Annotated in this window: 25 protein-coding genes; 15 read left to right on the forward strand and 10 right to left on the reverse strand. The window is 74.4% G+C overall.

Going from position 1 to position 23,176, the window contains the following annotated elements; translation table 11 throughout:
• Window positions 1-8 precede the first annotated feature (8 nt).
• The 6 genes from B0I33_RS17680 (at window position 9) to B0I33_RS17705 (ending at window position 5,918) form a co-directional block, all read left to right on the forward strand.
• Complete coding sequence (locus tag B0I33_RS17680; RefSeq protein WP_106179911.1) at window positions 9-1,613, forward strand: penicillin-binding transpeptidase domain-containing protein; 1,605 nt, start codon at window positions 9-11, stop codon at window positions 1,611-1,613.
• A 4-nt stretch (window positions 1,614-1,617) separates the two neighbouring features.
• Window positions 1,618-1,908: a DUF167 domain-containing protein gene (locus B0I33_RS17685; protein WP_425440486.1), complete on the forward strand. Its 291-nt coding sequence runs from the start codon at window positions 1,618-1,620 to the stop codon at window positions 1,906-1,908.
• 84 nt (window positions 1,909-1,992) lie between these two features.
• On the forward strand, window positions 1,993-3,471 hold the full coding sequence (locus B0I33_RS17690) for a potassium/proton antiporter (RefSeq protein WP_106179912.1): 1,479 nt from the start codon (window positions 1,993-1,995) through the stop codon (window positions 3,469-3,471).
• Between the two features lie 45 nt (window positions 3,472-3,516).
• Window positions 3,517-4,287, forward strand: coding sequence for a hypothetical protein (locus tag B0I33_RS17695; RefSeq protein ID WP_106179913.1), 771 nt, complete (start codon window positions 3,517-3,519; stop codon window positions 4,285-4,287).
• Between the two features lie 120 nt (window positions 4,288-4,407).
• Window positions 4,408-4,995 carry a signal peptidase II gene (lspA, locus tag B0I33_RS17700; protein WP_245900786.1) on the forward strand — a complete coding sequence of 196 codons (588 nt, stop codon included), beginning with the start codon at window positions 4,408-4,410 and terminating at the stop codon, window positions 4,993-4,995.
• Window positions 4,992-5,918, forward strand: a complete 927-nt coding sequence (locus tag B0I33_RS17705; protein ID WP_106179915.1) for an RluA family pseudouridine synthase — start codon at window positions 4,992-4,994, stop codon at window positions 5,916-5,918. The genes lspA and B0I33_RS17705 overlap by 4 nt, the downstream gene beginning before the upstream one ends.
• Window positions 5,919-5,972: 54 nt before the next feature.
• Here B0I33_RS17705 and B0I33_RS17710 read toward each other — a convergent pair whose 3' ends face one another.
• Window positions 5,973-6,881 carry an AsnC family protein gene (locus B0I33_RS17710; protein ID WP_106179916.1) on the reverse strand — a complete coding sequence of 303 codons (909 nt, stop codon included), beginning with the start codon at window positions 6,879-6,881 and terminating at the stop codon, window positions 5,973-5,975.
• 124 nt (window positions 6,882-7,005) lie between these two features.
• On the opposite strand from B0I33_RS17710, the gene B0I33_RS17715 reads away from it, so the two are divergent.
• Window positions 7,006-8,661 (forward strand): DUF885 domain-containing protein, encoded by a 1,656-nt coding sequence (locus tag B0I33_RS17715; protein ID WP_106179917.1) that lies wholly within the window; start codon window positions 7,006-7,008, stop codon window positions 8,659-8,661.
• A gap of 25 nt (window positions 8,662-8,686) precedes the next feature.
• Here B0I33_RS17715 and B0I33_RS17720 read toward each other — a convergent pair whose 3' ends face one another.
• On the reverse strand, window positions 8,687-9,388 hold the full coding sequence (locus B0I33_RS17720; protein WP_245900789.1) for a sortase domain-containing protein: 702 nt from the start codon (window positions 9,386-9,388) through the stop codon (window positions 8,687-8,689).
• 346 nt (window positions 9,389-9,734) lie between these two features.
• On the opposite strand from B0I33_RS17720, the gene B0I33_RS17725 reads away from it, so the two are divergent.
• Genes B0I33_RS17725 through B0I33_RS17735 form a run of 3 tightly spaced genes read left to right on the forward strand, consistent with a single transcriptional unit; the run spans window position 9,735 to window position 11,705 of the window.
• Complete coding sequence (locus B0I33_RS17725; RefSeq protein ID WP_106179918.1) at window positions 9,735-10,685, forward strand: Ppx/GppA phosphatase family protein; 951 nt, start codon at window positions 9,735-9,737, stop codon at window positions 10,683-10,685.
• Between the two features lie 7 nt (window positions 10,686-10,692).
• Window positions 10,693-11,487 carry an Fpg/Nei family DNA glycosylase gene (locus B0I33_RS17730; protein WP_106179919.1) on the forward strand — a complete coding sequence of 265 codons (795 nt, stop codon included), beginning with the start codon at window positions 10,693-10,695 and terminating at the stop codon, window positions 11,485-11,487.
• A 32-nt stretch (window positions 11,488-11,519) separates the two neighbouring features.
• Window positions 11,520-11,705: a hypothetical protein gene (locus B0I33_RS17735; RefSeq protein ID WP_106179920.1), complete on the forward strand. Its 186-nt coding sequence runs from the start codon at window positions 11,520-11,522 to the stop codon at window positions 11,703-11,705.
• Between the two features lies 1 nt (window position 11,706).
• Here B0I33_RS17735 and B0I33_RS17740 read toward each other — a convergent pair whose 3' ends face one another.
• Both B0I33_RS17740 and B0I33_RS17745 read right to left on the reverse strand, forming a co-directional pair.
• A complete protein-coding gene (locus B0I33_RS17740) occupies window positions 11,707-14,070 on the reverse strand; it encodes a glycoside hydrolase family 65 protein (protein ID WP_106179921.1) in 2,364 nt (787 codons plus the stop codon).
• Window positions 14,067-14,801, reverse strand: a complete 735-nt coding sequence (locus B0I33_RS17745; RefSeq protein WP_106179922.1) for a beta-phosphoglucomutase family hydrolase — start codon at window positions 14,799-14,801, stop codon at window positions 14,067-14,069. Before B0I33_RS17745 ends, B0I33_RS17740 begins: the two co-directional genes overlap by 4 nt.
• Window positions 14,802-14,964: 163 nt before the next feature.
• Here B0I33_RS17745 and B0I33_RS17750 point away from each other — a divergent pair, with 163 nt between their 5' ends.
• From B0I33_RS17750 to B0I33_RS17765, 4 genes are all read left to right on the forward strand, one after another.
• Window positions 14,965-15,651, forward strand: coding sequence for an energy-coupling factor ABC transporter permease (locus B0I33_RS17750; RefSeq protein WP_181193340.1), 687 nt, complete (start codon window positions 14,965-14,967; stop codon window positions 15,649-15,651).
• A 313-nt stretch (window positions 15,652-15,964) separates the two neighbouring features.
• Complete coding sequence (locus B0I33_RS17755; protein ID WP_106179923.1) at window positions 15,965-16,309, forward strand: PDGLE domain-containing protein; 345 nt, start codon at window positions 15,965-15,967, stop codon at window positions 16,307-16,309.
• 20 nt (window positions 16,310-16,329) lie between these two features.
• Window positions 16,330-17,085, forward strand: coding sequence for a cobalt ECF transporter T component CbiQ (gene cbiQ / locus B0I33_RS17760; protein WP_106179924.1), 756 nt, complete (start codon window positions 16,330-16,332; stop codon window positions 17,083-17,085).
• Window positions 17,082-17,822 (forward strand): energy-coupling factor ABC transporter ATP-binding protein, encoded by a 741-nt coding sequence (locus B0I33_RS17765; RefSeq protein ID WP_106179925.1) that lies wholly within the window; start codon window positions 17,082-17,084, stop codon window positions 17,820-17,822. Before cbiQ ends, B0I33_RS17765 begins: the two co-directional genes overlap by 4 nt.
• Here the strand turns inward: B0I33_RS17765 and B0I33_RS17770 are convergent.
• A complete protein-coding gene (locus tag B0I33_RS17770) occupies window positions 17,763-18,308 on the reverse strand; it encodes a hydrogenase maturation protease (RefSeq protein ID WP_106179926.1) in 546 nt (181 codons plus the stop codon). The two genes, B0I33_RS17765 and B0I33_RS17770, sit on opposite strands and share 60 nt — an antisense overlap.
• A 44-nt stretch (window positions 18,309-18,352) precedes the next feature.
• The gene (locus tag B0I33_RS17775) at window positions 18,353-18,715 is read right to left on the reverse strand and encodes an ArsR/SmtB family transcription factor (RefSeq protein WP_425440487.1); all 363 of its coding nucleotides are present in this window, start codon (window positions 18,713-18,715) and stop codon (window positions 18,353-18,355) included.
• A 56-nt stretch (window positions 18,716-18,771) separates the two neighbouring features.
• Between B0I33_RS17775 and B0I33_RS17780 the strand changes: the two genes are divergently transcribed.
• The gene (locus tag B0I33_RS17780; protein ID WP_106179927.1) at window positions 18,772-19,626 is read left to right on the forward strand and encodes an SCO6745 family protein; all 855 of its coding nucleotides are present in this window, start codon (window positions 18,772-18,774) and stop codon (window positions 19,624-19,626) included.
• Between the two features lie 69 nt (window positions 19,627-19,695).
• On the opposite strand, the gene B0I33_RS17785 is transcribed toward B0I33_RS17780, so the two are convergent.
• The 4 genes from B0I33_RS17785 to B0I33_RS17800 all read right to left on the reverse strand — a co-directional run bounded on the left by B0I33_RS17785 (window position 19,696) and on the right by B0I33_RS17800 (window position 23,173).
• Window positions 19,696-21,078, reverse strand: a complete 1,383-nt coding sequence (locus B0I33_RS17785; protein WP_106179928.1) for a cryptochrome/photolyase family protein — start codon at window positions 21,076-21,078, stop codon at window positions 19,696-19,698.
• A complete protein-coding gene (locus B0I33_RS17790; RefSeq protein ID WP_106179929.1) occupies window positions 21,075-21,878 on the reverse strand; it encodes a PIG-L family deacetylase in 804 nt (267 codons plus the stop codon). Before B0I33_RS17790 ends, B0I33_RS17785 begins: the two co-directional genes overlap by 4 nt.
• Before the next feature lie 70 nt (window positions 21,879-21,948).
• Complete coding sequence (locus B0I33_RS17795) at window positions 21,949-22,290, reverse strand: DUF3140 domain-containing protein (RefSeq protein WP_106179930.1); 342 nt, start codon at window positions 22,288-22,290, stop codon at window positions 21,949-21,951.
• A gap of 37 nt (window positions 22,291-22,327) precedes the next feature.
• A complete protein-coding gene (locus B0I33_RS17800; RefSeq protein WP_106179931.1) occupies window positions 22,328-23,173 on the reverse strand; it encodes an SDR family oxidoreductase in 846 nt (281 codons plus the stop codon).
• Window positions 23,174-23,176: the final 3 nt, after the last annotated feature.

Consider the following 23,176-nt stretch of genomic DNA (forward strand, 5'->3'; position numbering starts at 1 on the left):
GGACACGGATGGGCACACGCACGCGACGGTGGGTACTGGGTACCGCGGCTCTGGCCGTGGTCGCGATCGTCGCGGCGGCCGCGGTCGTCCTGTGGGGGCCCGCCCCGGTCGCCGGGGACGGGGATCCGGACGCCGGTGCCCCCGCCGGTGCGGGCGTGGTGGCGTCCGACTTCCTCGCGGCGTTCGCGCGCGGCGCGCCCGCCGAGGCCGCCGTCTACACCGACGCTCCGGACGAGGCGGCGGCGGGCCTGACCGCCGCGATCGCCGGCCTGGCGGACGCGACCCTGCGGGCGGAGCTGGCGCCGCTGCCGGACGTCCCCGCGGACGGCGACCGCGTGCGCGGCACCGCCACGCTGACCTGGACGCTCGGCGCGGGCCGGACGTGGCGGTACGAGACGGCCGTCGAGGTCCGCAGGCACGACGGCGGCTGGGCCGTCCACTGGACCCCGGCGCTGGTCCACCCGAGGCTGGGTGAGGGCCAGCGGCTCGAGGTGCGGTCCGCCACCGGACCTGCCGTGCTCGACGGGGCCGGCAGGCCCCTGCTCGTGTGGCGGGGCGGCGCCGCGGTGCGGGCACCGGACGCCCCGCGCTCGATCCTGCTGCCCGGCCTCGCCCGCGTCGCGGTGGAACGGGCGGGCGGCGCGTGGTCGGTCGTCGCCGCCGGAGCCGACGGCGCGGCGGCGCGGCTGTACGGCAGCCCGGCCACCGACGCGGAACCCCTCCGCTCGACCCTCGACCTCGACGTGCAACGGGCCGCGCGGGCGGCAGTGGACGGCACCGGACTGCCCGCCCACCTGGTGGCGCTGCGCCCGTCGGACGGCGCTGTCCTCGCGGTCGCGCAGAACGCGGCGGCCGGGGCGGCGCCGCACGCGCTGACCGGGCTCTACCCGCCCGGCTCGACGTTCAAGATCGCCACGGCGACGGCGGTGCTGCACCGTGGCCTGGCCGCACCGGACACCGTGCTGCCCTGCCCCGGCACCGCGCGCCTCGGCACCAGGACCATCCCCAACGACGGCGAGTTCGACCTCGGCTCCGTCCCGTTGCGCACGGCGTTCGCCGAATCGTGCAACACGACGTTCGCCCGGCTCGCCACGCGCCTGCCCGCCGACGGACTCCAGCAGGCGGCCACCCGGCTCGGCCTCAACGCCGACTTCACGATCCCGGGCGCCACCACCGAGGCGGGCACGGTCACCGCGGCGCCGGACCCGGTGCAGCGGCTCGAGGACGCGATCGGCCAGGGCCGCGTCCTGGCCAGCCCGTTCGGTGTGGCGCTGATGGCAGCGACCGTCGCCGAGGGGGCCGCGGTCACCCCGCGACTGTGGCGGGACCTCCCGACCGGGGTCGGCACGGGCTACGAGCCGCCACCCGCTCCCGTGCTCGGCCAGGTGCGCGCGATGATGCGCCAGGTCGTGACCGGCGGGACCGGCGCCGCGCTGGCCGGCCGGGGCGCCGTGTACGGCAAGACGGGGACCGCGCAGGCCGCGGAGGCGGAGACGCACGGCTGGTTCGCGGGGTTCCGGGACGATCTCGCGTTCGCCGTGCTGGTGCGGGGCGCAGGCACGTCCGGGCCCGCGGTCACGGCGACCGCGGACTTCCTCGACCGGCTACCGTGAACCGATGTCGGTGCTGCGGTTTCCCGTGCGGGTGAAGCCGGGTTCCACACGCGACGCCGTGGGCGGGTGCTGGGACGGCAGGCTCGGGGAGGCACTCGTGGTGGCGGTGCGCGCACCCGCCGTGGACGGCAAGGCCAACGACGCGGTCCGCCGCGTGCTCGCCGGGGCGCTGTCGGTCCGAGCCGGCGACCTCGTTGTGGTGCGGGGACAACGAGCGCGGGACAAGCTGATCGAGTTGCGGGACGCCCCACCGGAGGCGCCCGGCCTGCTGGCCTCGTTGCTCCGGTCACACTGAGCCCGGTCGCCGCGCCGTCCCCTGAGCGAGGCGCGTCCCTTGTTTATTGTGGGGACGCGACAAACGGGCGGAACGGGAGGTGGGATGGAGGAGCTTCCCGTCATCCTGGGCTCCGGCGCCCTCGTGCTGCTGGCGTCCGTGCTCGCCGTGCGCGTCTCCATCCGCCTCGGCCTGCCCTCGCTGCTGCTGTACCTCGCGATCGGTGTGCTGATCGGCGAGGCCGGGCTCGGCGTCGAGTTCGACAACCCCACCCTCACCCAGGGGCTCGGTCTTGCCGCGCTGGTGATGATCCTCACCGAGGGCGGGCTCACCACCCGGTGGTCGGTCGTGCGGCCCGCGCTGGGGCCGGGAATCGCACTGTCCACAGTGGCCGTCGGCGTGAGCATCGCGGTCACCGGGACGGCGTTGCACTTCCTGCTCGGCCTCGACTGGAACGTCGCACTGCTGTGGGGTGCCGTGCTGGCCTCCACCGACGCGGCCGCCGTGTTCTCCGTCCTGCGCACCGCGGGGATCGGCAGGCGACTCGGGGGCACCCTGGAGCTCGAGTCCGGCCTCAACGACGCCCCGACCTACATCGCGGTGGTGCTACTCGCGACCGGGACCACTGTGGACTGGAGCCTGCCGCTGGTCGTGGTCTACCAGCTGGTCGCGGGCGGGCTGATCGGGCTCCTGCTGGGCAGGCTCGGCGCGGAGGCCCTGCGCCGTGCCGCGCTGCCCGCCACCGGCCTCTACCCGCTGGCGACCGTCGCCGTCTGCGTGGCCGCGTACGCGACCGGCCAGCTCGCCGAGGCCTCCGGGCTGCTCGCCACCTACGTGGCCGGGGTGGTCCTCGGCAACGCGCGGCTCCCGCACCGCTCGGACACGGTGTCCTTCGCCGAGGGACTCGGCTGGATCGCGCAGATCGGCCTGTTCGTGCTGCTCGGCCTGTTCGCCTCCCCGGAGCGGCTGCTGCACGCCGTCGTGCCGGGGCTCGTCGCCGGGGTGGTCGTGCTGCTGCTGGCCCGGCCGCTGTCGGTCGTGCTGTCGCTCGCGCCGTTCCGCGTGCCGTGGCGGGAGCAGGTTTTCCTGTCGTGGGCCGGGCTGCGGGGCGCGGTGCCGATCGTCCTCGCGACCATCCCGCTCGCGGAGGGGCTGCCCGGGGCGCAGCGGCTCGTCGACGCCGTGTTCGTGCTCGTCATCGTGTTCACGCTGCTGCAGGGGGCGCTGCTCGGCCCGCTGGCCAAGCTGCTGCGGCTCACCAGGGACGCCGAGCCGAGGGAGGTGCAGGTCGACGCCGCCCCGCTGGACGAGCTGGACGCCGAGCTGCTGCAGGTGCGGATCCCGGTGGGCTCCCGGCTGCACGGTGTCTACCTGGCGGAGCTGCGGCTGCCCGCGGGCGCGGGGGTGAGCCTGGTCGTCCGCGGGGGCCGCGGGTTCACCCCGGAGGGCACGACGCGGTTGCAGGAGAACGACCAGCTGCTGGTCGTGACCACCCAGCGCGTGCGGGACGCGGCCGAGCGGCGGCTGCGCGCGGTGGACCGCGCGGGTCCGCTGGCCCGCTGGAAGGGCGAGCCCGGGCACTGACCCTGGCGCACTATCCTGCGCGGTCTGGGGAAAGGAGCGCGCACTGTGCGTACCGGGCAGCACGAGTACTGGTTCCCGCTGGCCGTGTTCGGCTTCCTGCTGCTCGGCGGGGCCGCGACCGCCGCGACCACGCCGGAGGAGGAGTTCGGCTGGTTCGCCTACGCGCCGATCGATGCGCCACGGCGGTCGGTGAGCGTGCTGCGGGCCGTGCCGTTCTCCGAGTACGAGCGGCTGGAGGCCGTGCGGCTGACGGACTCCTGGCCGGGCCTTTCGCTGCTGCTGGCCGCGCTGCTGGCCACCGTGGCCTGGTACGCGTGGCGCGCCCGGCGGGCGGGCACGCCGTTCCCGGCCCGGCGGCTGGCGCTCGGCACCGCGGGCGCCGTGGCCGCCACCGTCGCGGGCTGGTTGGTGCTGGCCGTGCTCGCGGACACCGTCGAGCACACCGAGGTGGTGCTGGTGGCCGGTCCGCCGCTGCTGCTGCTCGCCGCGGTCCTCGGCGCCTGTGCCTACTTCGGCCGCGGCCGGTGGCGGCGGGTCGCGGGCGTGGCGGGCGTGGTGGTGCTCGTGGTGACCGTGCTCGCCGCCGTGCTGCCGGTGCTGGCGGACCAGCTGCTGATCCCGGCCGCCGCGGCCGCCCTGCTGGTGCTCGCGCGGTGGGAGCGCAGCGCGCTGCTCGCCGTGATCGCCGGACTGTTCCTGGCGGCCGCCGTGCTGGCTCCGGGCGGCCCGGCGCGGCTCCTGCTGCCCGCGGCGGTGCTGCTCGGCTGGGCGATCGGGGTGCTGCTGCTGCGCGGAAGGGCGGCCAGGCAGGCGTAAGGGTGTGAAAGGCGTGTCCGCCGTCTGTGCACGCGTGCCCGCGCCGCACGACGCGGACACGCGTGCACAGAACGCGGACACGCCTGCGAGGCGCGGCGGCGCGCGGTGGACAATGGACGGGTGAGCACCGAGCAGGGACCCCAGTCCGCGACCGGCCCGGCGGAGCCGGACGCCCCGCTGCCGAAGCGGCGGGTCGGCCTTCTCTTCGGCGTCGCGCTGGCCGCGTACGCGGTCGACCTGGTGACCAAGATCCTCGCGGTGGCGGCGCTGGAAGGCGGCGAGCCGGTCCGCATCCTCGGCGGGCTGGTCTACCTCGACCTGCTGCGCAACCCGTATGCCTCGTTCGGCATGGACCTCGGCGGCACCTGGATCTTCGCGGTCGTCGCGATCGCCGTCGTGCTCGCGATCAGCTGGTTCGCCCGCAGGCTGCGGTCGGTCGGCTGGGCGATCGGGCTCGGCCTGATCCTCGCGGGGGCGCTCGGCAACCTGACCGACCGGCTGTTCCGCGCGCCCGGGCCGTTCCGCGGCCACGTGGTGGACTTCATCTCGGTGTTCGGGCCCCGGGGCGAGTACTTCCCCGTGTTCAACGCCGCTGACTCCGCCATCACCGTCGGCGCCGTGCTGATCGTGCTGCTGTCCCTGCTCGGCAGGGACTACGACGGCAGCCGCACGCACGGGCGCCGCTCCCGCCGGGGGGACGGGGAGTGAGCGCCCGCATGCTGCCCGTCCCGGACGGGCTCGACGGCATGCGGGTGGACGCCGGGCTGGCGAAGCTGCTCGGCCTGTCCCGGACCGCCGTCGCGGAGCTGGCCGAGTCGGGCGAGGTGCTGCTCGACGGCAGGCCCGCGGGCAAGTCCGACCGGCTCGCCGCGGGCGGGCTGCTCGAGGTGACGCTGCCGGAGGCCGCCCCGGCCGCCGAGGTGGTCGCCGAGCCCGTCGAGGGTCTGCGCGTGCTGCACAGCGACGACGACATCGTCGTGGTCGACAAGCCGGTCGGCGTGGCGGTCCATCCGAGCCCGGGCTGGACGGGCCCGACCGTCGTCGGCGGGCTCGTGGCGGCGGGTCTGCGCGTGTCGACGTCGGGCGCCGCCGAGCGGCAGGGTGTCGTGCACCGGCTCGACGCGGGCACCACCGGCGTCATGGTGGTCGCCACGAGCGAGCACGCCTACACCGTGCTCAAGCGGGCGTTCAAGGAACGCACCGTCGAGAAGGGCTACCACGCGCTCGTGCAGGGCCATCCGGACCCGACCCGGGGCACGATCGACGCGCCGATCGACCGGCATCCGCGGCACGACTACAAGTTCGCGGTCGTGGCGGGCGGGCGGCCGAGCGTCACGCACTACGAGGTGATCGAGGCCTTCCGCGCCGCCTCCCTGGTGGACATCCGGCTGGAGACCGGGCGCACGCACCAGATCCGGGTGCACTTCTCCGCGCTGCGGCATCCGTGCGTGGGGGACCTGACCTACGGCGCCGATCCCGTGCTGGCGCGCGGGCTGGGCCTGTCGCGGCAGTGGCTGCACGCCCGCAGGCTCGGCTTCGCGCACCCCTCCGACGGCCGCTGGGTGGAGTTCACCAGCGAGTACCCGGCCGACCTCGCCGCCGCGCTCGACGCCCTCCGCGCGGAGAGCTGACCCGGCACCGGCCCGGCGTGTCACGGGCACGGAAACGGGGTGGTTCCGGGCGGTTCACTCCAGCGTCCAGGTCAGCGAGCGCTCGTCGGGCTCGGGGCGGGGGCTCCAGCGCACCGCCGTGATCCGCGCGCTCTCCGGCACGACGTACACCGTGTGCCCGCCTGCCGTCTCCCCGGGTGCCACGCCGATCTTGTGCGGGGGCCGGGACGTCAGCGACACGGGCGCCTTCGCGACGACCCCGCCGTCGGCGGTGAGCAGTTCGAGGTAGTTGTCCGGCAGCGAGGCGAACGGCACCGTCCCGCGGTTGGTCACCTCGGTGTGCACCACCACGGCCCGCTCGCCCCGGTCCAGGCGGTACCCGGCGGCGCCGAACAGGAAGTCGGCCGGGTCCTGCACCTCCAGCAGCTGGATCGCGAGCCGCTCACCCTCGAGGCCCCGCGTCTCCAGCACGTCGCCCGGCCGCCCGCCCGGCGACGGCGCCGCGGGTCCCGGGGAGTGCGGCTGGTCCCCGCGTGCCCATGCCGCGCTCTGCGGTGGTCCCCACGTGCTCAGCACGGGATCCGCCGCCGGGGGCGGCTGCGCAGTGTGCGGGGCCTGCGGGGCCTGGGGGACGGCCCCCGGCGGGGCGCTCTGCGCCGGGTGCGGGCCGCTGGGCGGGGCGTGCACGGGATACGGGCCGCTCGGTGCGCCGTGGGCCTGGCCGGGCCGCGGCTGGGCCGGGGGCTGCGGCTGTGGCTGCGGCCCGGTCCACGCCGGAGCGCCGGCGAGCGCCGCACGGAGGCCGTTCGGATCGCTCTCCACGCCGACGAGCAGGGGCAGCCCGGTCGCGGACAGGCCCACCAGCCGGTAGGCCACCTCGCGCGGGTCCATCCCGACCCGCGCGGCCAGCTCGTGAACCGCGACCTTGCCGACGTCCGCCAGCGCGGCGAGCAGGCGGGCGTCGACGGGATCGGAGACCGGCACGGTTCCACCGTAGCCACCGTGGCCACCGTGGCGCCGCCGAGCCCGCCCACCTCCACCTGCCGCCGCCCGCGGTCGCCTAGTGTCGGACGCGCAGACCGTGCCGCCGAACCGCCGAGGACGAACGATGACCGATGTGCCCACGCTCGCCGACGAGCTCGTGGAACTGCAGTTCGACGCCGAACCGCTGCATGCCGCGGTGCTCGGCATCGACTCGACCCGCACCGGGCTCGGCGACGTGAGCGAGGCGGCCGAGCAGGAGCACCGGGCCAGGCTCGCCGAGCTGGCGGGCCGCGCCCGTGAGCTCGACCCGGCGGATCTCGGCGAGCAGGACCGGATCACCCGGGACGTGATCCTCAGCCGCGCCGAGTCCGAGATCGCGCACCTCGACACGCGGGCGGTCGAGTTCACCGTGTCCGACTTCTTCGTCGCCCCGGCGGCCGGGCTGCTGACGATCCTGCCGATGATCGCCGTGCGCGACGCCGCCGACGGGCGGGCCCACCTCGACCGGCTCGCCGCGATTCCCGCGTTCCTCGACCGGGTCGCCGAGCGACACCGCGCCGGGGTGGCGGCGGGCCGGACTCCGGTCGGGCACCTCGTCCGCGCCGCGATCGGCCACCTGGATCGGTACCTCGCCGACCCGGCCGCCGATCCGCTGCTGCGCCAGCCCGCTCCCGACGACGACTTCGCCGAGCGAAGGGAGCGCCTGCTGGCGGACGTGGTGCGGCCGGGTTTCGCCGCCTACCGGGACACGCTCGCGGACGAGATCCTGCGGCACGGCCGGTCCGAGGACCGCCCCGGCGTGTGCCACCTCCCCGACGGCGAGGCCACCTACGCGGCGCTGGCCCGCCTGCACACCACCACCGAGCGGGACCCCGACGAGCTGCACCGGACGGGTCTGGACCTGATCGAGCGGCTCGCGGACGAGTACGCGGAGATCGGCGGCCGCGTGTTCGGCACCACGGACCCGCGGGAGATCTTCACCCGCCTGCGTACGGACCCGGGGCTCCGCTGGAGGGACGCCGACGAGCTGCTGGACACGGCCCGCGCGGCCATCACCAGGGCTGAGGAGGCCGCGCCCCGGTGGTTCGGGCGGATCCCGCCGCAGCCGTGGGTCGTGGAGCCGGTGCCCGCGGCGGAGGCTCCCGGCGCCGCGGCGGCGTACTACCTGCTGCCCTCGGCGGACGGGTCCCGGCCGGGCACCTACTTCGCCAACACCCACCAGGTCACCGAGCGCTTCCGGCACACCGCGGAGGTCACGGCGTTCCACGAGGTGATCCCGGGCCACCACTTCCAGCAGAGCACGGCGCTCGGGCTCACCGATCTGCCCCTGCTGCGCCGGATCGGCGGGTTCAACGCCTACAGCGAGGGCTGGGGGCTGTACTCCGAGCGGCTCGCCCACGAGATGGGGCTGTACTCGGGCGACGTCGCCTTGCTCGGCATGCTCAGCATGGACTCCATGCGCGCGGGCAGGCTCGTGGTGGACACCGGCCTGCACGCGAAGGGCTGGAGCAGGCAGCGGGCGGTGGACTTCCTGCGGGAGCACACGCCCATGCCACTGGTGGAGATCTCGTCCGAAGTGGACCGCTACATCGGCTATCCGGGGCAGGCGCTGTCGTACATGGTGGGCAGGCTGGAGATCAACCGGATCCGGCGCGCCGCGGAGCGGGCGCTGGGGAAGCGGTTCGACATCAGGGCCTTCCACGACCTCGTGCTCGGTGGCGGCGCGCTGCCGCTGACCGTGCTGGACCGCGTGGTCACGGCGTGGGCCGAGAGCCGGTGACCAGGAAGCCCCGATCCGGACCGGCTCAGGGCGACCAGGTCACGTCGGTGAGCCGGGCGAACACGAGCACGGCGTCGGTCCCGCCGCCGAACGAGGGGTCGAACTCGCTGGCGGCCGTCAGCAGGCGCAGCTCGGACTCGGCCGCGGGCGCCGTCGCGTGGTCCAGCGCGCCCGCGGTGGGCCGGGTCTCCACCCGGTAGACGGTGAACACGGCGGTGGTGCCGTCGCTCCGGCGCACCTCCACGGTGTCGCCGGGCCGCAGCTCGTCGAGCCGGAAGAACACGCCCCGCTCGTAGGAGAGGTCGGTGTGGCCGGTGAGCACCGCGGCACCACGTTCCCCGGGCGCCGCGGTACCGGCCAGCCAGCCGACCGCGGCCGCGGTACCGGGCACCTCGACGGAGCCACGGGGCGTGTGGCCCAGCTCGATCACCGCGCCGGGGCCGTCCGGGCCGGGGATCCGCAGGTCGATGGCCGGGATGCGGAGGCCGATCGGGGTGGCCGTGGCGAGGGGTTCGTGGGCCGCGGGTGGCCGCGCCACGGCGAGCACCCGGCCCGCGGTCCGCGGGTCCTGCCCGCCCGTGCGCACCGCGTCGCCCGCGGCCTCCCCGGTCCCCGAGCGCATGAGGTTCGCCGTGGTGAGCACCGCGGCGAGCGCGACGACCACCGCCGCCGACGCGGCGGCGAGCCTTCCCAGCTCGGCGCGGCGTGCCTGACCCGGTGCGGTCACCGCGGGCGGCCCCCCGTTCCGGGCACGGCCCCAGCGCACGACGTCATGAGGTCCCCTCCACCGACGAGCCCCCGGGGCCGCCGGTTCCCGCCTCCGGCCGCCCCGCCCGGGTGTCCCCGCGACACCCGGCTCTCACCAGGGGCATCGTCTTGAGCACGCAGTGCCGTTACCACCGCGAGACCAGCAGCGACGGATGTCACCCAGGTGGGTTATATAATGGCTGTTTAGCTGCGCTCCGTGTCAACCCGGGAGCCCAGTCACCGGGTTTGGAACCCGGCCGGTGGGGAATTACTGCGACTCTGGTGATTCCGGTCCGATTCGGGTGGAGGCGGGAACGGTGAGCGAGATGGCGACCATGGTGGGCGTGCTGGACGTCGGGTGTTTCAGCGCCCGGCTGCTGGCCGTCCGCAGCGGTGGCTCGCTGCTCGACCCCGTGTTCAACCACAAGCGCCGGCTCCGGCTGGACCGGTCGCTCGACGCGTCGGGGCGGCTGCGCGAGGACGGTGTCGAGGCGGTGGTGGCCGCGGTCGCCGAGGCGAACGAGGTGGCCCGCAGGCGGGGCGTCACCCAGCTGTTCCCGCTCGCGACGTCGTCGATCCGCGATGCGCGCAACGCGGCCGAGGTGGTGGAGCGCGTCCGCGCCGAGACCGGCACGGGCCTGCGGTTCCTCTCCGGCCAGCGGGAGGCCGAGCTGTCCTACCTCGCCGCGCGCCGCTGGTACGGCGCGTCCGCGGGACCGCTCGTCGTGGTGGACATCGGCGGCGGCACCGTGGAGCTCGCCGCGGGCGACGGCGAGCAGGCCTCGTTCGCCCGCTCCCTGCGGCTCGGGGCGCGGGAGATGACGCGGGTGTGGCTCAGCGACGACGTTCCCCCCGCCGACCGGGTGTCGGCGCTGCGCGGGTACGCGCTGGACCGCGTGCGGACGGCACTCGGGGAGGACGAGGAGACCTTGCGGGGCTTCCGCACCGTCGGCTGCTCGAAGGTGCTGCGCCAGCTGGCGCGGCTGGCGGGCGCGCGGCCGCACCGGGACGGTGCGGCACACCGGCTCCGGGTGGAGGACCTGCGCACCTGGATCCCCCGGCTGGCCATGCTGCCCGCGTCGCGGCGGGCCGAGCTGCCCGGCATCTCCCGGTCCCGCGCGCGGCAGGTGCTGGCCGGCGCGGTCGTGGCCGAGGCGCTGCTCACCGTCGTGGAAGGTCCCGCGGAGATCTGCCCGTGGTCGACCACCCAGGGGCTGCTGCTCAGCCTGCTCGACCGGCAGGTACCCGGCACACCTGCGCACCGCTGGGTGGCCTGAGGCGGCGATGCCGGAGCTGCCCGACGTCGAGGGCTTCCGGCGCGTGCTCGCCAGGCACGCGGTGGGGGCGCCGGTCCGTGCGGTCGCCGTGCTGGACAACCAGGTGCTGCGGGGCTTCGGGCCGGAACGGCTGCGGGAGGTGCTGCGGGGCCGCCGCTTCGGCGAGCCGTGGCGGCACGGCAAGTGGCTGGTCGTGCCCATCATCCCGCCCGGCGCGGAGCAGTCGTCGCTGCTGCTGCACTTCGGCATGACCGGGGAGCTCGTGTGGGCGGACGACGACGGCGGGCGGCACCGGCACGACCGGGTCGTGTTCGTCCTGCCGGAGGGCGAGCTCCGCTACCGCGACATGCGCAAGCTCACCGGGGTGCGGCTCGCCGGGAACGCCGCCGAGTGCCGCTCGCTGCTGGCCGATCTCGGTCCGGACGCCCTCGGGCTCACCCGCGGGGAGCTGGCGCGGGTGCTGGCGGGCAGGCGGGGCCGGATCAAGCCCACCCTCGCCGACCAGGCGGTGGTGGCCGGGCTCGGCAACCTTCTCGTCGACGAGATCCTGTGGCGGGCCCGCATCGCGCCGCAGCGTTCGGTCGCCGACCTGGAGCCGGGCGACGTGACCCGGCTGCACCGCCAGCTGGGCACCGTGCTCAGGAGGTCGATCGAGGCGGCACGGGTGCCGCCGCGCCCCTCGTGGCTGACCGGGCGCAGGGACGAGCCGTCCGGCAGCTGTCCCCGGTGCGGCACGACGCTGAGCCACGGCCGGGTCGGTGGCCGCGGCACGGTGTGGTGCCCCCGCTGCCAGCACAGGTGACAATCGCCGGGATGAGGGGTACAGGTCGAGATATGCGGAAGTTCGAAGGAAGCCCGCGGGAGCAGGACGAGCGGGACCGCGACGCGGACGTTCCCGCTCCGCCGCACCGTGACTTCCCGCGCGGCACCGAGGACGTGCCCGAGCCGCCCAACAAGGACGAGGTGCGTCCCGACGACGACGTGAACCCCGAAGCCGGAACCACCGAACCGCCCGACTGAGTCACCGGCGCGGGCCGGTCCGCGTCCGGCGGGCCGGTGCGCGCCCGGCAGGCTGCGTGGGCCGTTCGGCCGGCACCAGCGTCGGCACCGGCAGCGTCGCGGTCGTCTCCGAGAGCGTGAGCGGCGTGCCGTAGTGCTTGATGGTGACCGGGTCGCCGTGCACCAGCCGGTACTCCGCCTTGTCCCGGTGGATCTCGACGACGAACTGCGTGCCGTGGAAGCACATCCGGAACGCGAGCCGGTCGAGGGCCGCGGGCAGGCGGGGCTGGAAGGTCAGCTCACCGCCGTGGTCGCGCATCCCGCCGAAACCGGCGACGATGGCCAGCCAGGCACCGGCCAGAGACGCCATGTGCAGCCCGTTGCGAACGTTGTTGTGCACGTCGTGCAGGTCGGTCAGCGCCGCCTCGGCGAGGTAGTCGTACGCCAGCTCCAGGTGCCCGCACTCGGCGGCCAGCACGGCCTGCGTGCCCGCGGACAGCGACGAGTCCCGCACCGTCAGTGCCTCGTAGTAGGCGAAGTTCCGCTGCTTCTGCTCCAGCGTGAACGCGTCGCCGCGCAGGTGCATCGCCAGCACGAGGTCCGCCTGCTTGACCACCTGCTTGCGGTAGAGGTCGAAGTACGGATAGTGCAGCAGCAGCGGGTAGTTCCTCGCCGGTGTGCCCGCGAAGTCCCACCTGGCGTGCTCGGTGAACCGCTCGGACTGCGGATGCACCTCCAGCAGCTCGTCGTACGGGATCAGCATCTTGCGCGCGGCCTCGCGCCAGCCCGCGATCTCGATGTCGTCCACTCCGGACGCCTCGGCGATGTCCGGGTTGCGCTCGCACGCCTCGGCTGCCGTCAGCAGGTTCCGCTGTGCCATCAGGTTGGTGTAGACGTTGTTGTCCGTCACGGCCGAGTACTCGTCCGGCCCGGTGATGCCGTCGATCCGGAAGCCGCCGTGCGGGTCGTGGTGCCCGAGTGAGGTCCACAGCCGCGCGGTCTCCAGCAGCAGTTCCGTGCCGTGCACCCGGTCAAACTCGGCGTCCCCGGTCGCCGCGAGGTAGCGGGTCACGGCGTCGGCGATGTCGGCGTTGACGTGGAACGCCGCCGTGCCCGCCGGCCAGTAGGCGGAGCACTCGGCGCCGTTGATCGACCGCCACGGGAACGCCGCGCCGCGCAGCCCGAGCTGGGCCGCCCTGTCCTTCGCCTTGTCCAGAGTGGAGTGACGCCAGCGCAGCGCGTCGCGGGCGGCGTCCGGCTGCGTGTAGGTGAGGGCCTGCAACACGAACGTCTCGGTGTCCCAGAACGCGTGCCCGTCGTAGCCGGGCCCGGTGAGCCCCTTGCCGGGGATGGCGCGGCTCTCCCCGCGGGCCGCGGCCTGCAGCACGTGGAACAGCGCGAACCGGACGGCCTGCTGCAGCTCGGGGTCACCGTCCACCTCGACGTCGGCGGTCTCCCAGAAGTGGTCGAGGAACCGGCGCTGCTCGGCGAGCAGTCCCTCCCAGCCGGTCTGCAGTGCCCCGGCCAGTGCGGCGTCCACCTGCGACCGCAGCGCGGGGATCGACCGCTGCGCCGACCAGCCGTAGCCGAGGTACTTGATGATCCGCAGCCGGTCGCCCTTCGGCACGTCGACGGCGATCGTCAGCCGCGCGAGATCCTCCTCGAGCTGGAGCTCGGTGCGCAGCCCGTCGTTGGCGAACACCTCGTGGTCCATCGCGGCGGCCATCCGCAGGCCGGACCGCTTCGTCCGGTGCACGAGCGCGGCGCGGTAGTCCTCGGCGGTCGAGAACTCGCCCACCAGCGGCGACCGGAGCGCGGCGGACACCCGCGGGTCGCTGGTGTCCGATTCGATCGGTTCGTTGGCCAGCAGGTCGGACTGGGCGACGAGCTGGATGCCGTCGTCCAGCGGTTCCACCTCGTAGGCGATGGCCGCGACCGCCCGCTGGGTGAACGACACCAGCCGTTCCGTGCGCACCCGCACCTGGCGGCCGGTGGGCGAGGTCCACACGGTGTCCCTGCGCAGGGTGCCGCGGCGGAAGTCGAGCACCCGGCTGTGCTCGGCCGCGTGGCCGTACCGCACGTCGAGCGGCTCGTCCTCGACGAGCAACCGGATGATCTTGCCGTCGGTGACGTTGACGACCGTCTGGCCCGCCTCCGGGTAGCCGTAGCCCGCCTCGGCGTAGGGCAGCGGGTGCTCCTCGTAGAAGCCGTTCAGATACGTCCCGGGCAGGCCGCGCGGCTCGGCCTCCTCCAGTGTGCCGCGCATGCCGATGTGCCCGTTGGACAGCGCGAACGTCGACTCGGTCCGCTGCAACTCGTTGACGTCGAGACCCCGCCAGCGCAGTTCCCACGGGGAGATCTCGTAGCCGAGTCCGGTACTGGTCACGTGGCTCCCTCCAGCAGTTCCGCGAGGTCGTCGACCACGATGTCGGCCCCGTTGGCGCGCAGGGCCTCGGCCTGGTCCGCCCGGTTCACCCCGACCACGTAGCCGAAGCCACCCGCCCGGCCCGCCCGGACACCGGCCTGGGCGTCCTCGAACACGGCCGTCTCCGCGGGCGCCACCCCGAGCGCCTCGGCACCGGCCAGGAAGGAGTCGGGCGCGGGCTTGCCGCGCAGCCCCTCCCGCCTGATCACCAGGCCGTCGACGCGGACCTGGACGAACCGGGTGAGGCCGGCCGCCTCCAGCACGCCGCCGCCGTTGGCCGACGACGTCACCACGCCGATCGCCATTCCCGCGGCACGCGCCGCCTCCAGGTAGCGCACCGATCCCGGGTACGGCGTGACCCCGCGCTCCTCGATGATGCGCAGGACGAGCTCGTTCTTGCGGTTGCCGACGCCGTGCACGGTGTCGGCGTCCACCGGGTCGCCGGGCGCGCCCTCCGGCAGCTCGATGCCTCGGGCGGTGAGGAACGTCCGTACCCCGTCGAGACGGGATCTGCCGTCCACGTAGGCCGTGTAGTCACGCTCCGTGAACGGCTGGTAGTCCGCGCCCTCCCAGGCGGACAGGAACGCGTCGAACGTCTCCTTCCAGGCCCGCAGATGCAGCTCGGCGGTGCTCGTCAGCACGCCGTCCAGGTCGAACAGGCACGCGGAGATGCCGTCGGGCAACCCGATCATGACTCCACGCTAAACCCGCCGACCGGTCGTCGCCATGTCGTGACCCGGTGTACATCTGAGCAAATGAAAATATGATGAAATATTCGCCCGTTACCTCTGGTGGGTGGCCCGGTCGCCACCTAGCCTCGTTCGAGGCAGCGGTTCACCCGGCGGAAGGCTCCCGATGAGTGCGATCGCGATGCACGCCAGTGACGGGTTGTTCGACGCGCCCACGTCGCTGCTCTTCGGCGCGGTCGCCGTCGCGGGCGTGGCCCTGGCCACCGTGAAGGCCCGCGCGGACCTCGACGACCGCACCGCGCCGCTCGCCGGTCTGGTCGCGGCGTTCGTGTTCGCCGTGCAGATGCTCAACTTCCCCGTGCTGCCGGGAGTCAGCGGCCACCTTCTCGGCGGGGCGCTCGCCGCCATCCTGGCCGGCCCCTGGGTCGGCGCCCTGTGCGTGACGATCGTGCTGGTGGTGCAGGCGCTGCTGTTCGCGGACGGCGGCCTCACCGCGCTCGGCGCCAACGTCACCAACATGGCGCTGATCGGCACCGCGGCCGGCTTCCTGGTGGCGGTCGTGCTGCGCAGGCTGGCCGTGCGCTCGCGCGGCGGGCTGCTCGTGGTCGCGTTCACCGCCGCGCTGGTCAACACGGTCGCGGCCGCGCTCGGCTTCGTGCTGGAGTACGCCCTCGGCGGCCAGGGCGCGGTGTCGCTGGGCGGCCTCGCCGCGGCGCTCGTCGGCGTGCACCTGCTCATCGGCGTCGGCGAGGGCGTGATCACGGCGCTGACCGTGGGCGCGGTGGCGGGCGTCCGGCCCGACCTGGTGTACCTGTTGCGCGGCCGCGCGAGCGCGCGGGAGGCGGTCACATGACGAGCACCGCGGTGCACGGCGGCTCCGTTCGGGCCGCGCCGGGAAGCGGCTGGACGCACCCAATGTGGCATTCGGTGCGTTGGGCGTACCCAATGTGGCGTTCGGTGCGTTGGGCGTACCCAATGTGGCGTTCGGTGCGTTGGGTGTTCCCAATGTGGCGTTCGGTGCGTTGGGCGTACCGAATGTGGCATTCGGTGCGTTGGGTGTTCCCAATGCGGCGTTCGTTGCGGTGGACGTACCGAATGTGGCATTGGGTGCGGTGGACGCACCCAATGCCACATTGGGGAGCTTCCGGCCGGAGGGGAGCGGTCGCATGAGGACGGTGCGGGTACGGACCGGCGCGTTCTTCGCCGGGCTGGCGGTGGTCAGCCTCGTGCTGGCCGGGGTCGTCGCCTACTTCGCCGACGGCGACCCGGACGGCCTCGAGGCGGTCACGCGGGACGGCTGCACCGAGGTGGCGGGTGAGCTCAGTGGCTCCTGCGCCGCGCAACACGCGCGGGACCACGCGCTGGCCGGCTCGCCGCTCGCCGACTACACAGTGGACGGTGACGACACGCTCACCGGTGTCGCCGGGGTACTGGGGGTGCTGGCGACGCTGGTGGTGGCGGGCGGCCTGTTCTGGCTGCTCCGCCGCGCGCCGCGCGGACGGGACGGCTGAGCCGTGCACGGGAGGACGGCATGAGCGCGTCGGTGCTGCACCGGCCCGGCGACTCCGCCGTGCACCGGCTGCCCGCCCACGTGAAGATCGTGGCCGCGTTCGCCGCCGTGCTCGCGGTGGTGGCCACGCCGAGGGAGGCGGTGTGGGCCTTCGGGCTCGACCTGGCCGTCCTGCTCGCCGTCTGGTCCGTCGCGGGCGTGCCGGTGGGCTGGTTCGCGCGGCGCGCCCTGATCGAGGTCCCGTTCGTGCTGCTCGCCGTGCTGCTGCCGTTCGTCGGCGGCGGCCCGCGCACGGACGTCCTCGGTGTCGCGGTGTCGGTGGAGGGCACGCTCGCCGGCTGGAACATCCTCGCGAAGGGCACCCTCGGCGTGCTGATCTCGTTGACGCTCGCGGCCACGACCGGCCCTGGCGAACTGCTGGCGGGCCTGCGGCGGCTGCGCGTGCCCCGGCTGTTCACCACGATCGCGAGCCTGATGCTGCGCTACGCCGAGGTGATCGTCGCCGAGGCGCGCCGCATGCGCATCGCCCGGCTGTGCCGGGGACACGATCCGCGGTTCCTGTGGCAGGCCGCCGCCGTCGCCCGCGGCATCGGCGTGCTCTTCCTGCGCTCCTACGAGCGCGGGGAGCGGGTGCACCTGGCGATGCTCGCCCGGGGCTGGACCGGTGCCCTGCCGGTGCCCGCCGCCCCGCCCGTGGGCCCGCGACGGTGGCTGGCCGGGGTGAGCCCGGCCGCGGTGGTGGCGATCGGAAGCGGGGTGGCGCTGTGGCTGACGTGACCCCGGCCCTCGTGGTCGAGGGGCTGGAGTACGCCTATCCCGACGGCCGGCGCGCACTGGCGGGGATCGACCTGCGCGTCGATCCGGGTGAGCGGGTCGCCGTGCTCGGACCCAACGGCGCGGGCAAGACGACGTTCGTGCTGCACCTCGTCGGCGTGCTCGCCGGCGGGCGGGGCACGGTCGAGGTGTCGGGGCTGCCGGTGCACCGCGGGACGGTGCGGGAGGTCCGGCGGCGGGTCGGCGTGGTGTTCCAGGATCCGGACGACCAGCTGTTCATGCCGACCGTCGGCGAGGACGTCGCGTTCGGCCCGCGCAACTTCGGGGTGACCGGGCCCGAGCTGGACCGCCGGGTGCGGGACGCGCTGGCGGCGGTCGGGATGGCCGAGCACGCCGCGCGCTCGCCCCTGCACCTGTCCGCGGGACAGCGGCGCCGGGTGGCGCTGGCGACGGTGCTGGCGTGCGACCCGGAGATCCTGGTCCTCGACGAGCCGTCGGCGAACCTGGAACCCGCCGCGCAGCGCGAGCTCGCCGAGGTGCTGCTGTCGCTGGACAAGACGATGCTCATGGTCAGCCACGACCTGCCGTACGCGCTGCGGCTGTGCCCGCGCGGTGTGCTGCTCGACGGCGGCCGGGTGGTGGCCGACCGGCCGACCCGGGAGCTGCTCGCCGACGGCGAGCTACTCGCCGCGCACCGTCTCGAGCTGCCGTGGGGCTTTCACCTCGAACCGGTGCACTGAGCCGGCCAGGCGTGCTGGTTCGGTGCCCCACACCAGGTCGGTCACGATCCGCACCGCGTCGCCGACGGCGGCGGCCACCGGCGCGCTGAGGCCGACGCCCGCCCCCCGCACCGGCTCGCAGCCGACCAGGTAGACCTGTCCCGCGTCGACGCCGAGGACCTGCAGCAGCCGCAGCGCGGCCTCCGGGCGGAAGCCGTGCGAGTCCAGCAGTGCGGGCAGCGCCGAGGGATCCTCCTCGTCGAGCTCGGCGCCCAGCACGTACAGCCCGCCGGGAGGGCCGCCGTGCGGGGTGGCGTCGATCAGGACCGTCGTGTCGTAGCCGCCGAGCAGGTCGCAGGTGAGGTGACCGCCGCGGAGGCCGAAGTCGGCGATCTGCACCCAGCTGGGCAGCACCTCGTCGGCGAGCCGCCGCACCACCTCGGTGCCGAAGCCGTCGTCCCCGAGCAGCCCGTTGCCCAAGCCCGCGACCAGAACCCGTGGCCTCATACCGACCACGGTAGAACCGTGAGCGGGATCACACAATCGGCGATTCAGCCGACCCCGTCGCTCTCGGAGTGCGGCCGCACGCGGTGGATCAGCTCGTGCATCGTGTCGTCGGCGAGCCGGTAGTAGACCGTCCGCCCGCTGCGGTGTGCCGTCACCAGACCGTGTGCCCGCAGCAGCCGCAGCGCCTGGGACACCGCCGTGTCGCTCATGCCCGCCACCGCCGCGAGGTCGGACACGCAGATCTCGCGGGCGTAGTGGATGCACACGAGCAGGGTGAGCCGCGTCGGGTCCGCGATCACGGAGAACCGCTCCGCCCACTCCTGCAGGGTGGCCCGGTCGCCGAGTCCGGCGAGGGCCGCTTCCGCCCGCGCCGGGTCGATCAGCCGGCGTTGGTCGTCGATGGGCACGGGTCCATGATTCCACCGTGCCGTGGTGGCGGCGGTGCGGGCCGCATACTCGGAGCATGACCGCTGACGCAGCCCGCGCGCTGTGGGTACCGCTGGAGACCCTGCACGACGTCACCTACTTCACCCCGCGGGCGCGGGCCGCGCACGAGGCGGCCGGCCTGCGCGGCTTCTGGCGCGGGTACGTCGCCACCCGCGCCGCCCCGCTGGGTGCGGTCGGGGTCGCGGCGGCCACCGCCGCCTTCGCCGGTTTCGCCCCGTCGTTCCTGGCGCGCACGCTGCCCTCGATCTGGGAGGTCGTCCCGCCCGCGACGGCGCTGACGGCCCGCGCCGACGGCGCGGTGGCCGCGCTGGACGAGCACGTGCCGTGGTTGCGTGAGGACTCGCGGTTGCCCGAGGTGCTGGACGTGCTGCGCAGGCTCGCCGACGCCGTGCCGTGGACGGGCCGCCCGCTGGGTGCCGCGAACGCCGCGCTCGACTGGCCGGGCGATCCGGTCGCCGCGCTCTGGCAGGCGGCCACCACGCTGCGGGAGCACCGCGGCGACGGGCACGTCGTCGCGTTCGTCGCCGAGGGGCTCGACGGGCTCGAGGCGCACGTGCTGCGCGACGCGGTGGACGGCAGCCGGGAGCTGATGCTGCCCAACCGCGGCTGGACCGAGCGGGACTGGGCGGCCGCGGCGGACCGGTTGACCGCCAGGGGACTGCTGGCGGCCGGCGGTGGCCTGACGGCGCGGGGGAGGGCGCTGCGGGAGCACCTCGAGCGGCGCACCGACCAGCTGGCCGCCGCCCCGTACGGCGAGGTCACGGCCGGTGAGCTGGCCCGGGTGGACGAGCTGCTGCGCCCGGCCGCGCGGGAACTCGCCGCGGCCGGTGCGGTCCCGTTCCCCAACCCGGTCGGCGTCCCCGCCCCCTGAGTGGCTCCCGGCTGTTCCCGGCTGTCCTGAGTGGCTCGTTCCTGGCGGAATACGTCAGGAACGAGCCACTCAGGACACGCGCGCGGGAGCCCGTTTGCCGCGCGCGGTGCGGAAACGGTCGGCACCCTCGCGCAGGTCGACGATCGGCTCCGGGTAGTCCAGCCGCGCCCGCCGTTCGGCGGGCAGCTTCCACGGCTCGTGCACCGCGGCACCCGCGATCTCCGCCAGCTCCGGCACATACCGCCGCACGTAGTCGCCTTCCGGGTCGTAGCGCCGGGCCTGCAGCAGCGGGTTGAGCACGCGGTTGGGCCGCGAGTCGGTGCCGGTGCCCGCGATCCACTGCCAGTTGAGCTGGTTGTTGGCCACGTCGCCGTCCACGAGCAGGTCCATGAAGTGCCGCGCGCCCCAGCGCCAGTCCAGGTACAGCGTCTTGGTGAGGAAGCTGCCGACGATGAGCCGCGCCCGGTTGTGCAGCCAGCCTTCGCGTCGCAGTTGCCGCATTCCCGCGTCCACGACGGGGTAACCGGTGCGGCCCTCCCGCCAGGCGGTGAAGTCGCGCTCCGACCGGCGCCAGCGGTCGCGGTGGGTCCGGTAGTCCTCGCTGGCCGCGCGGGGGCGGGCGGCCAGCACCTGGTGGTGGAAGTCCCGCCAGGCGACCTGGCGGACGAACTCGGCCGCGCCCGCCGAGCCGGTCGCCGCGCGGACCACGACCTCCGTGGGCGACAGCGTGCCGAAGTGCAGGTGCGCCGAGAGGCGGGAGGTACCGTCCGCCGCGAGGTCGTCGCGCGCCGTCCCGTAGTCGCGCACCGGTCCGGCCAGCCAGCGCTCCAGCAGCGCCCGCCCCGCGCGCTCGCCGCCCTCCGGCAGCTCAGGGGCCACCTCGCCACCGGGGCAGATGTCCGCACGCCGGGGCAGGCCGCCCTGCCGCACCCTCGGCAGGGCCAGCCGCGCGGGCGCGGGCAGCACGGCCCGCTTGCCCGTCGCCGACCACCGGCGGAAGTACGGCGAGTAGACCGAGAAGTGGTCCCGGCCGTCCGGGACGATCGCGCCGGGCGGCACCGCGGTGGTCACCGCGTCGTGCACGTGCAGCCGCCTGCCTTCGGCCGCGAGCCGGTCGCGCAGGGCGTTCTCCCGCCGGTGCGAGTAGGCGCTGACGTCGGCGGCGACGTGCACCTCGGCGGCGCCGTGCTCGCGCGCGAGGCGGGCCACCTCCTCGGTCACGTCGCCCCGCCGGACCACCAGCCGCCCGCCCGCGCCGCGCAACCCGGCGTCGAGGTCGCGCAGGCAGTCGGCGAGGAAGGCGGCCCGGTTGGGCCGGTTGAACCGGCTGCCGAGGATCGTGTCGTCCAGCACGAACAGCGGGATGACGCGGTCGGCGCCGCTCGCCGCGTGCAGCACCGGGTTGTCGTGCACGCGGAGGTCGCGGGTGAACAGGGCGATCGCGACGCTCATCGCACGGACAACCCCGCCATCAGGTCGGTCTCGGTGATGCCGGGGCCCTGGCCGGTGCGGATGAACCACTCGGTGCCGAACGCGGCCAGGAACGCGTCGTCGGGCATCGCGAGGAAGAACGACTGCTCGCTGATCTGGCTCGCGTGCGCGCGCATGGCCTTGCGCTTGGCCCCGGCGTACGCGCGGACATCCACCGCCGTGGTGATCTCCGACTCCGGCTTGCCGAACGACGGCTCGTTCTCCAGGTTGGGCAGTTCGACGCCGGTGTCCGCGCCGGCGGCGGAGAACTCGCGCATGGCGCGGAGCATGTGGTCGCGGTTGATGGTGTTCTGGTAGACGCGCGCTGTCCCGGCCAGCTCGGCCGCGCGCATTCCCACCCGGTGCACCTGGATGTGGTCGGGGTGACCGTAGCCGCCGTTGTCGTCGTAGACGGTCAGCACGTCGGCGGACTCCTCGCGCAGGATCGCCGCGAGCTTCTGGGCGGCGTCCTCGACCGGCGCGGTCCAGAACGAGCCAGGGGCGTCGTTCTCCGGCGTGCCCATCATCCCGGAGTCGACATAGCCGAGGAACTCCACCCGCCGCACGCCGAGGATCTCGGCGGACGCGTGGGTCTCGGCCACCCGCCGCTGCCACAACGGTTCGTCCTCGGCGAGGAAACCGTCCGGCACCTCGCCGTTCTCCCCGCGCGTGGCGACGACGAGCACCACGCGGTGCCCCTCGTCCGCCGCCTTGCGCATGACTCCGCCGCAGGCGATGCACTCGTCGTCGGGATGGGCATGGAACGTCACCAGGGTCGCCATGTGCGCACCGTACCGGTCGGGAGCGAAGAGGCCGCGCTCACCACGTTTCGCGCTCCCGAGCGGGGCGGTGCTAGATGGGCCGGGCCGGTTTCAGCGGGTCGTGGCCGAGGCACATCAGCTTGCGCCGCCACCGCGACTGGCCCGCGGTCGGTTCGAGGTCCGCGCGGCGTTCCTGGTAGACGCGGTCGACGACCTTCTCCATCACCCGCCGGTCGGACTCGTCCAGGTCGACCTTGCGTTTACCCAGGATCTCCAGGACGCGCCGCCCGGTCTCCGGACCCGCCTGGTCGGGCAGTTCCTCGGTGTCCGGCTCGGCCGCCTCGGTGCGCAGCCACTCGCTGAGCTCACGGGAGCTCATGTTGACCACGCGGTGGAACGCGTCCCACAGCTCGTCGGTCTCCTGGTCCGCCATCGGTATCGCCTCCTTGCTCCTCGCTCACGAGCGTGGTTCAGCCGGGGTGGGTCTCGCCGCCGAGCGCCGCGATGACCTCACCGGTGTAGTACGACGACATCCGCTCGGCCGCGAGGAACACGAACGACGGCGCGATCTCGTCGGGCTCCGCCGGGCGGCCGAGCGGCACCTGCTGACCGAACTTCTCAACGTGCCCTTCCTCCATCGTGGACGGGATGAGCGGAGTCCACACCGGACCAGGGGCGACGCAGTTCACCCGGATCCGGCGCGGGGCGAGCACCTGCGCCATCGCGTACGTCCACGCGTGCACGGCACCCTTCGTCGCCGAGTAGTCGATGAGCTTCTTGTTGCCGCGCAAGCCGTTCACCGAGCCGGTGTTGACGATCGCGCTGCCCTCGGGCATGTGGGGCAGCGCCGCCGCGGTCACGCGGAAGTAGCTGTGGATGTTCACGTCGAACGTGTGCGTCCACTGCTCGTCGGTGAGCTCGTCGAACGAGTCCAGCTCCAGCTGCGTCGCGACGTTGTTCACCAGCAGGTCCAGCGCGCCGAGCCGGTCCACCGTGTCCTCGACGACCTGGCGGCAGTGTGCCGCGTCCCCGAGGTCGCCGGGCAGCAGCACGCACTCGCGGCCCTGCTCGCGGACCAGCCCGGCGGTGTGCTCGGCGTCGGCGTGCTCGCTGAGGTAGGCGATCGCGATGTCCGCGCCCTCCTTGGCGAACGCCACCGCGACGGCCCTGCCGATTCCGGAGTCGCCACCGGTGATCAGCGCGTGCCTGCCCGCGAGCAGGTCCCGCCCGGTGTAGTCGGCCATCGAGTCACGCGGCCGTGGCCGCATCGGCCCCGTCTCGCCGGGTGGCTCCTGTGCCTGCGGTGGTTGGCTCACTGC

Source organism: Prauserella shujinwangii, assembly GCF_003001955.1.
GTDB classification, from domain to species: Bacteria; Actinomycetota; Actinomycetes; order Mycobacteriales; family Pseudonocardiaceae; genus Qaidamihabitans; species Qaidamihabitans shujinwangii.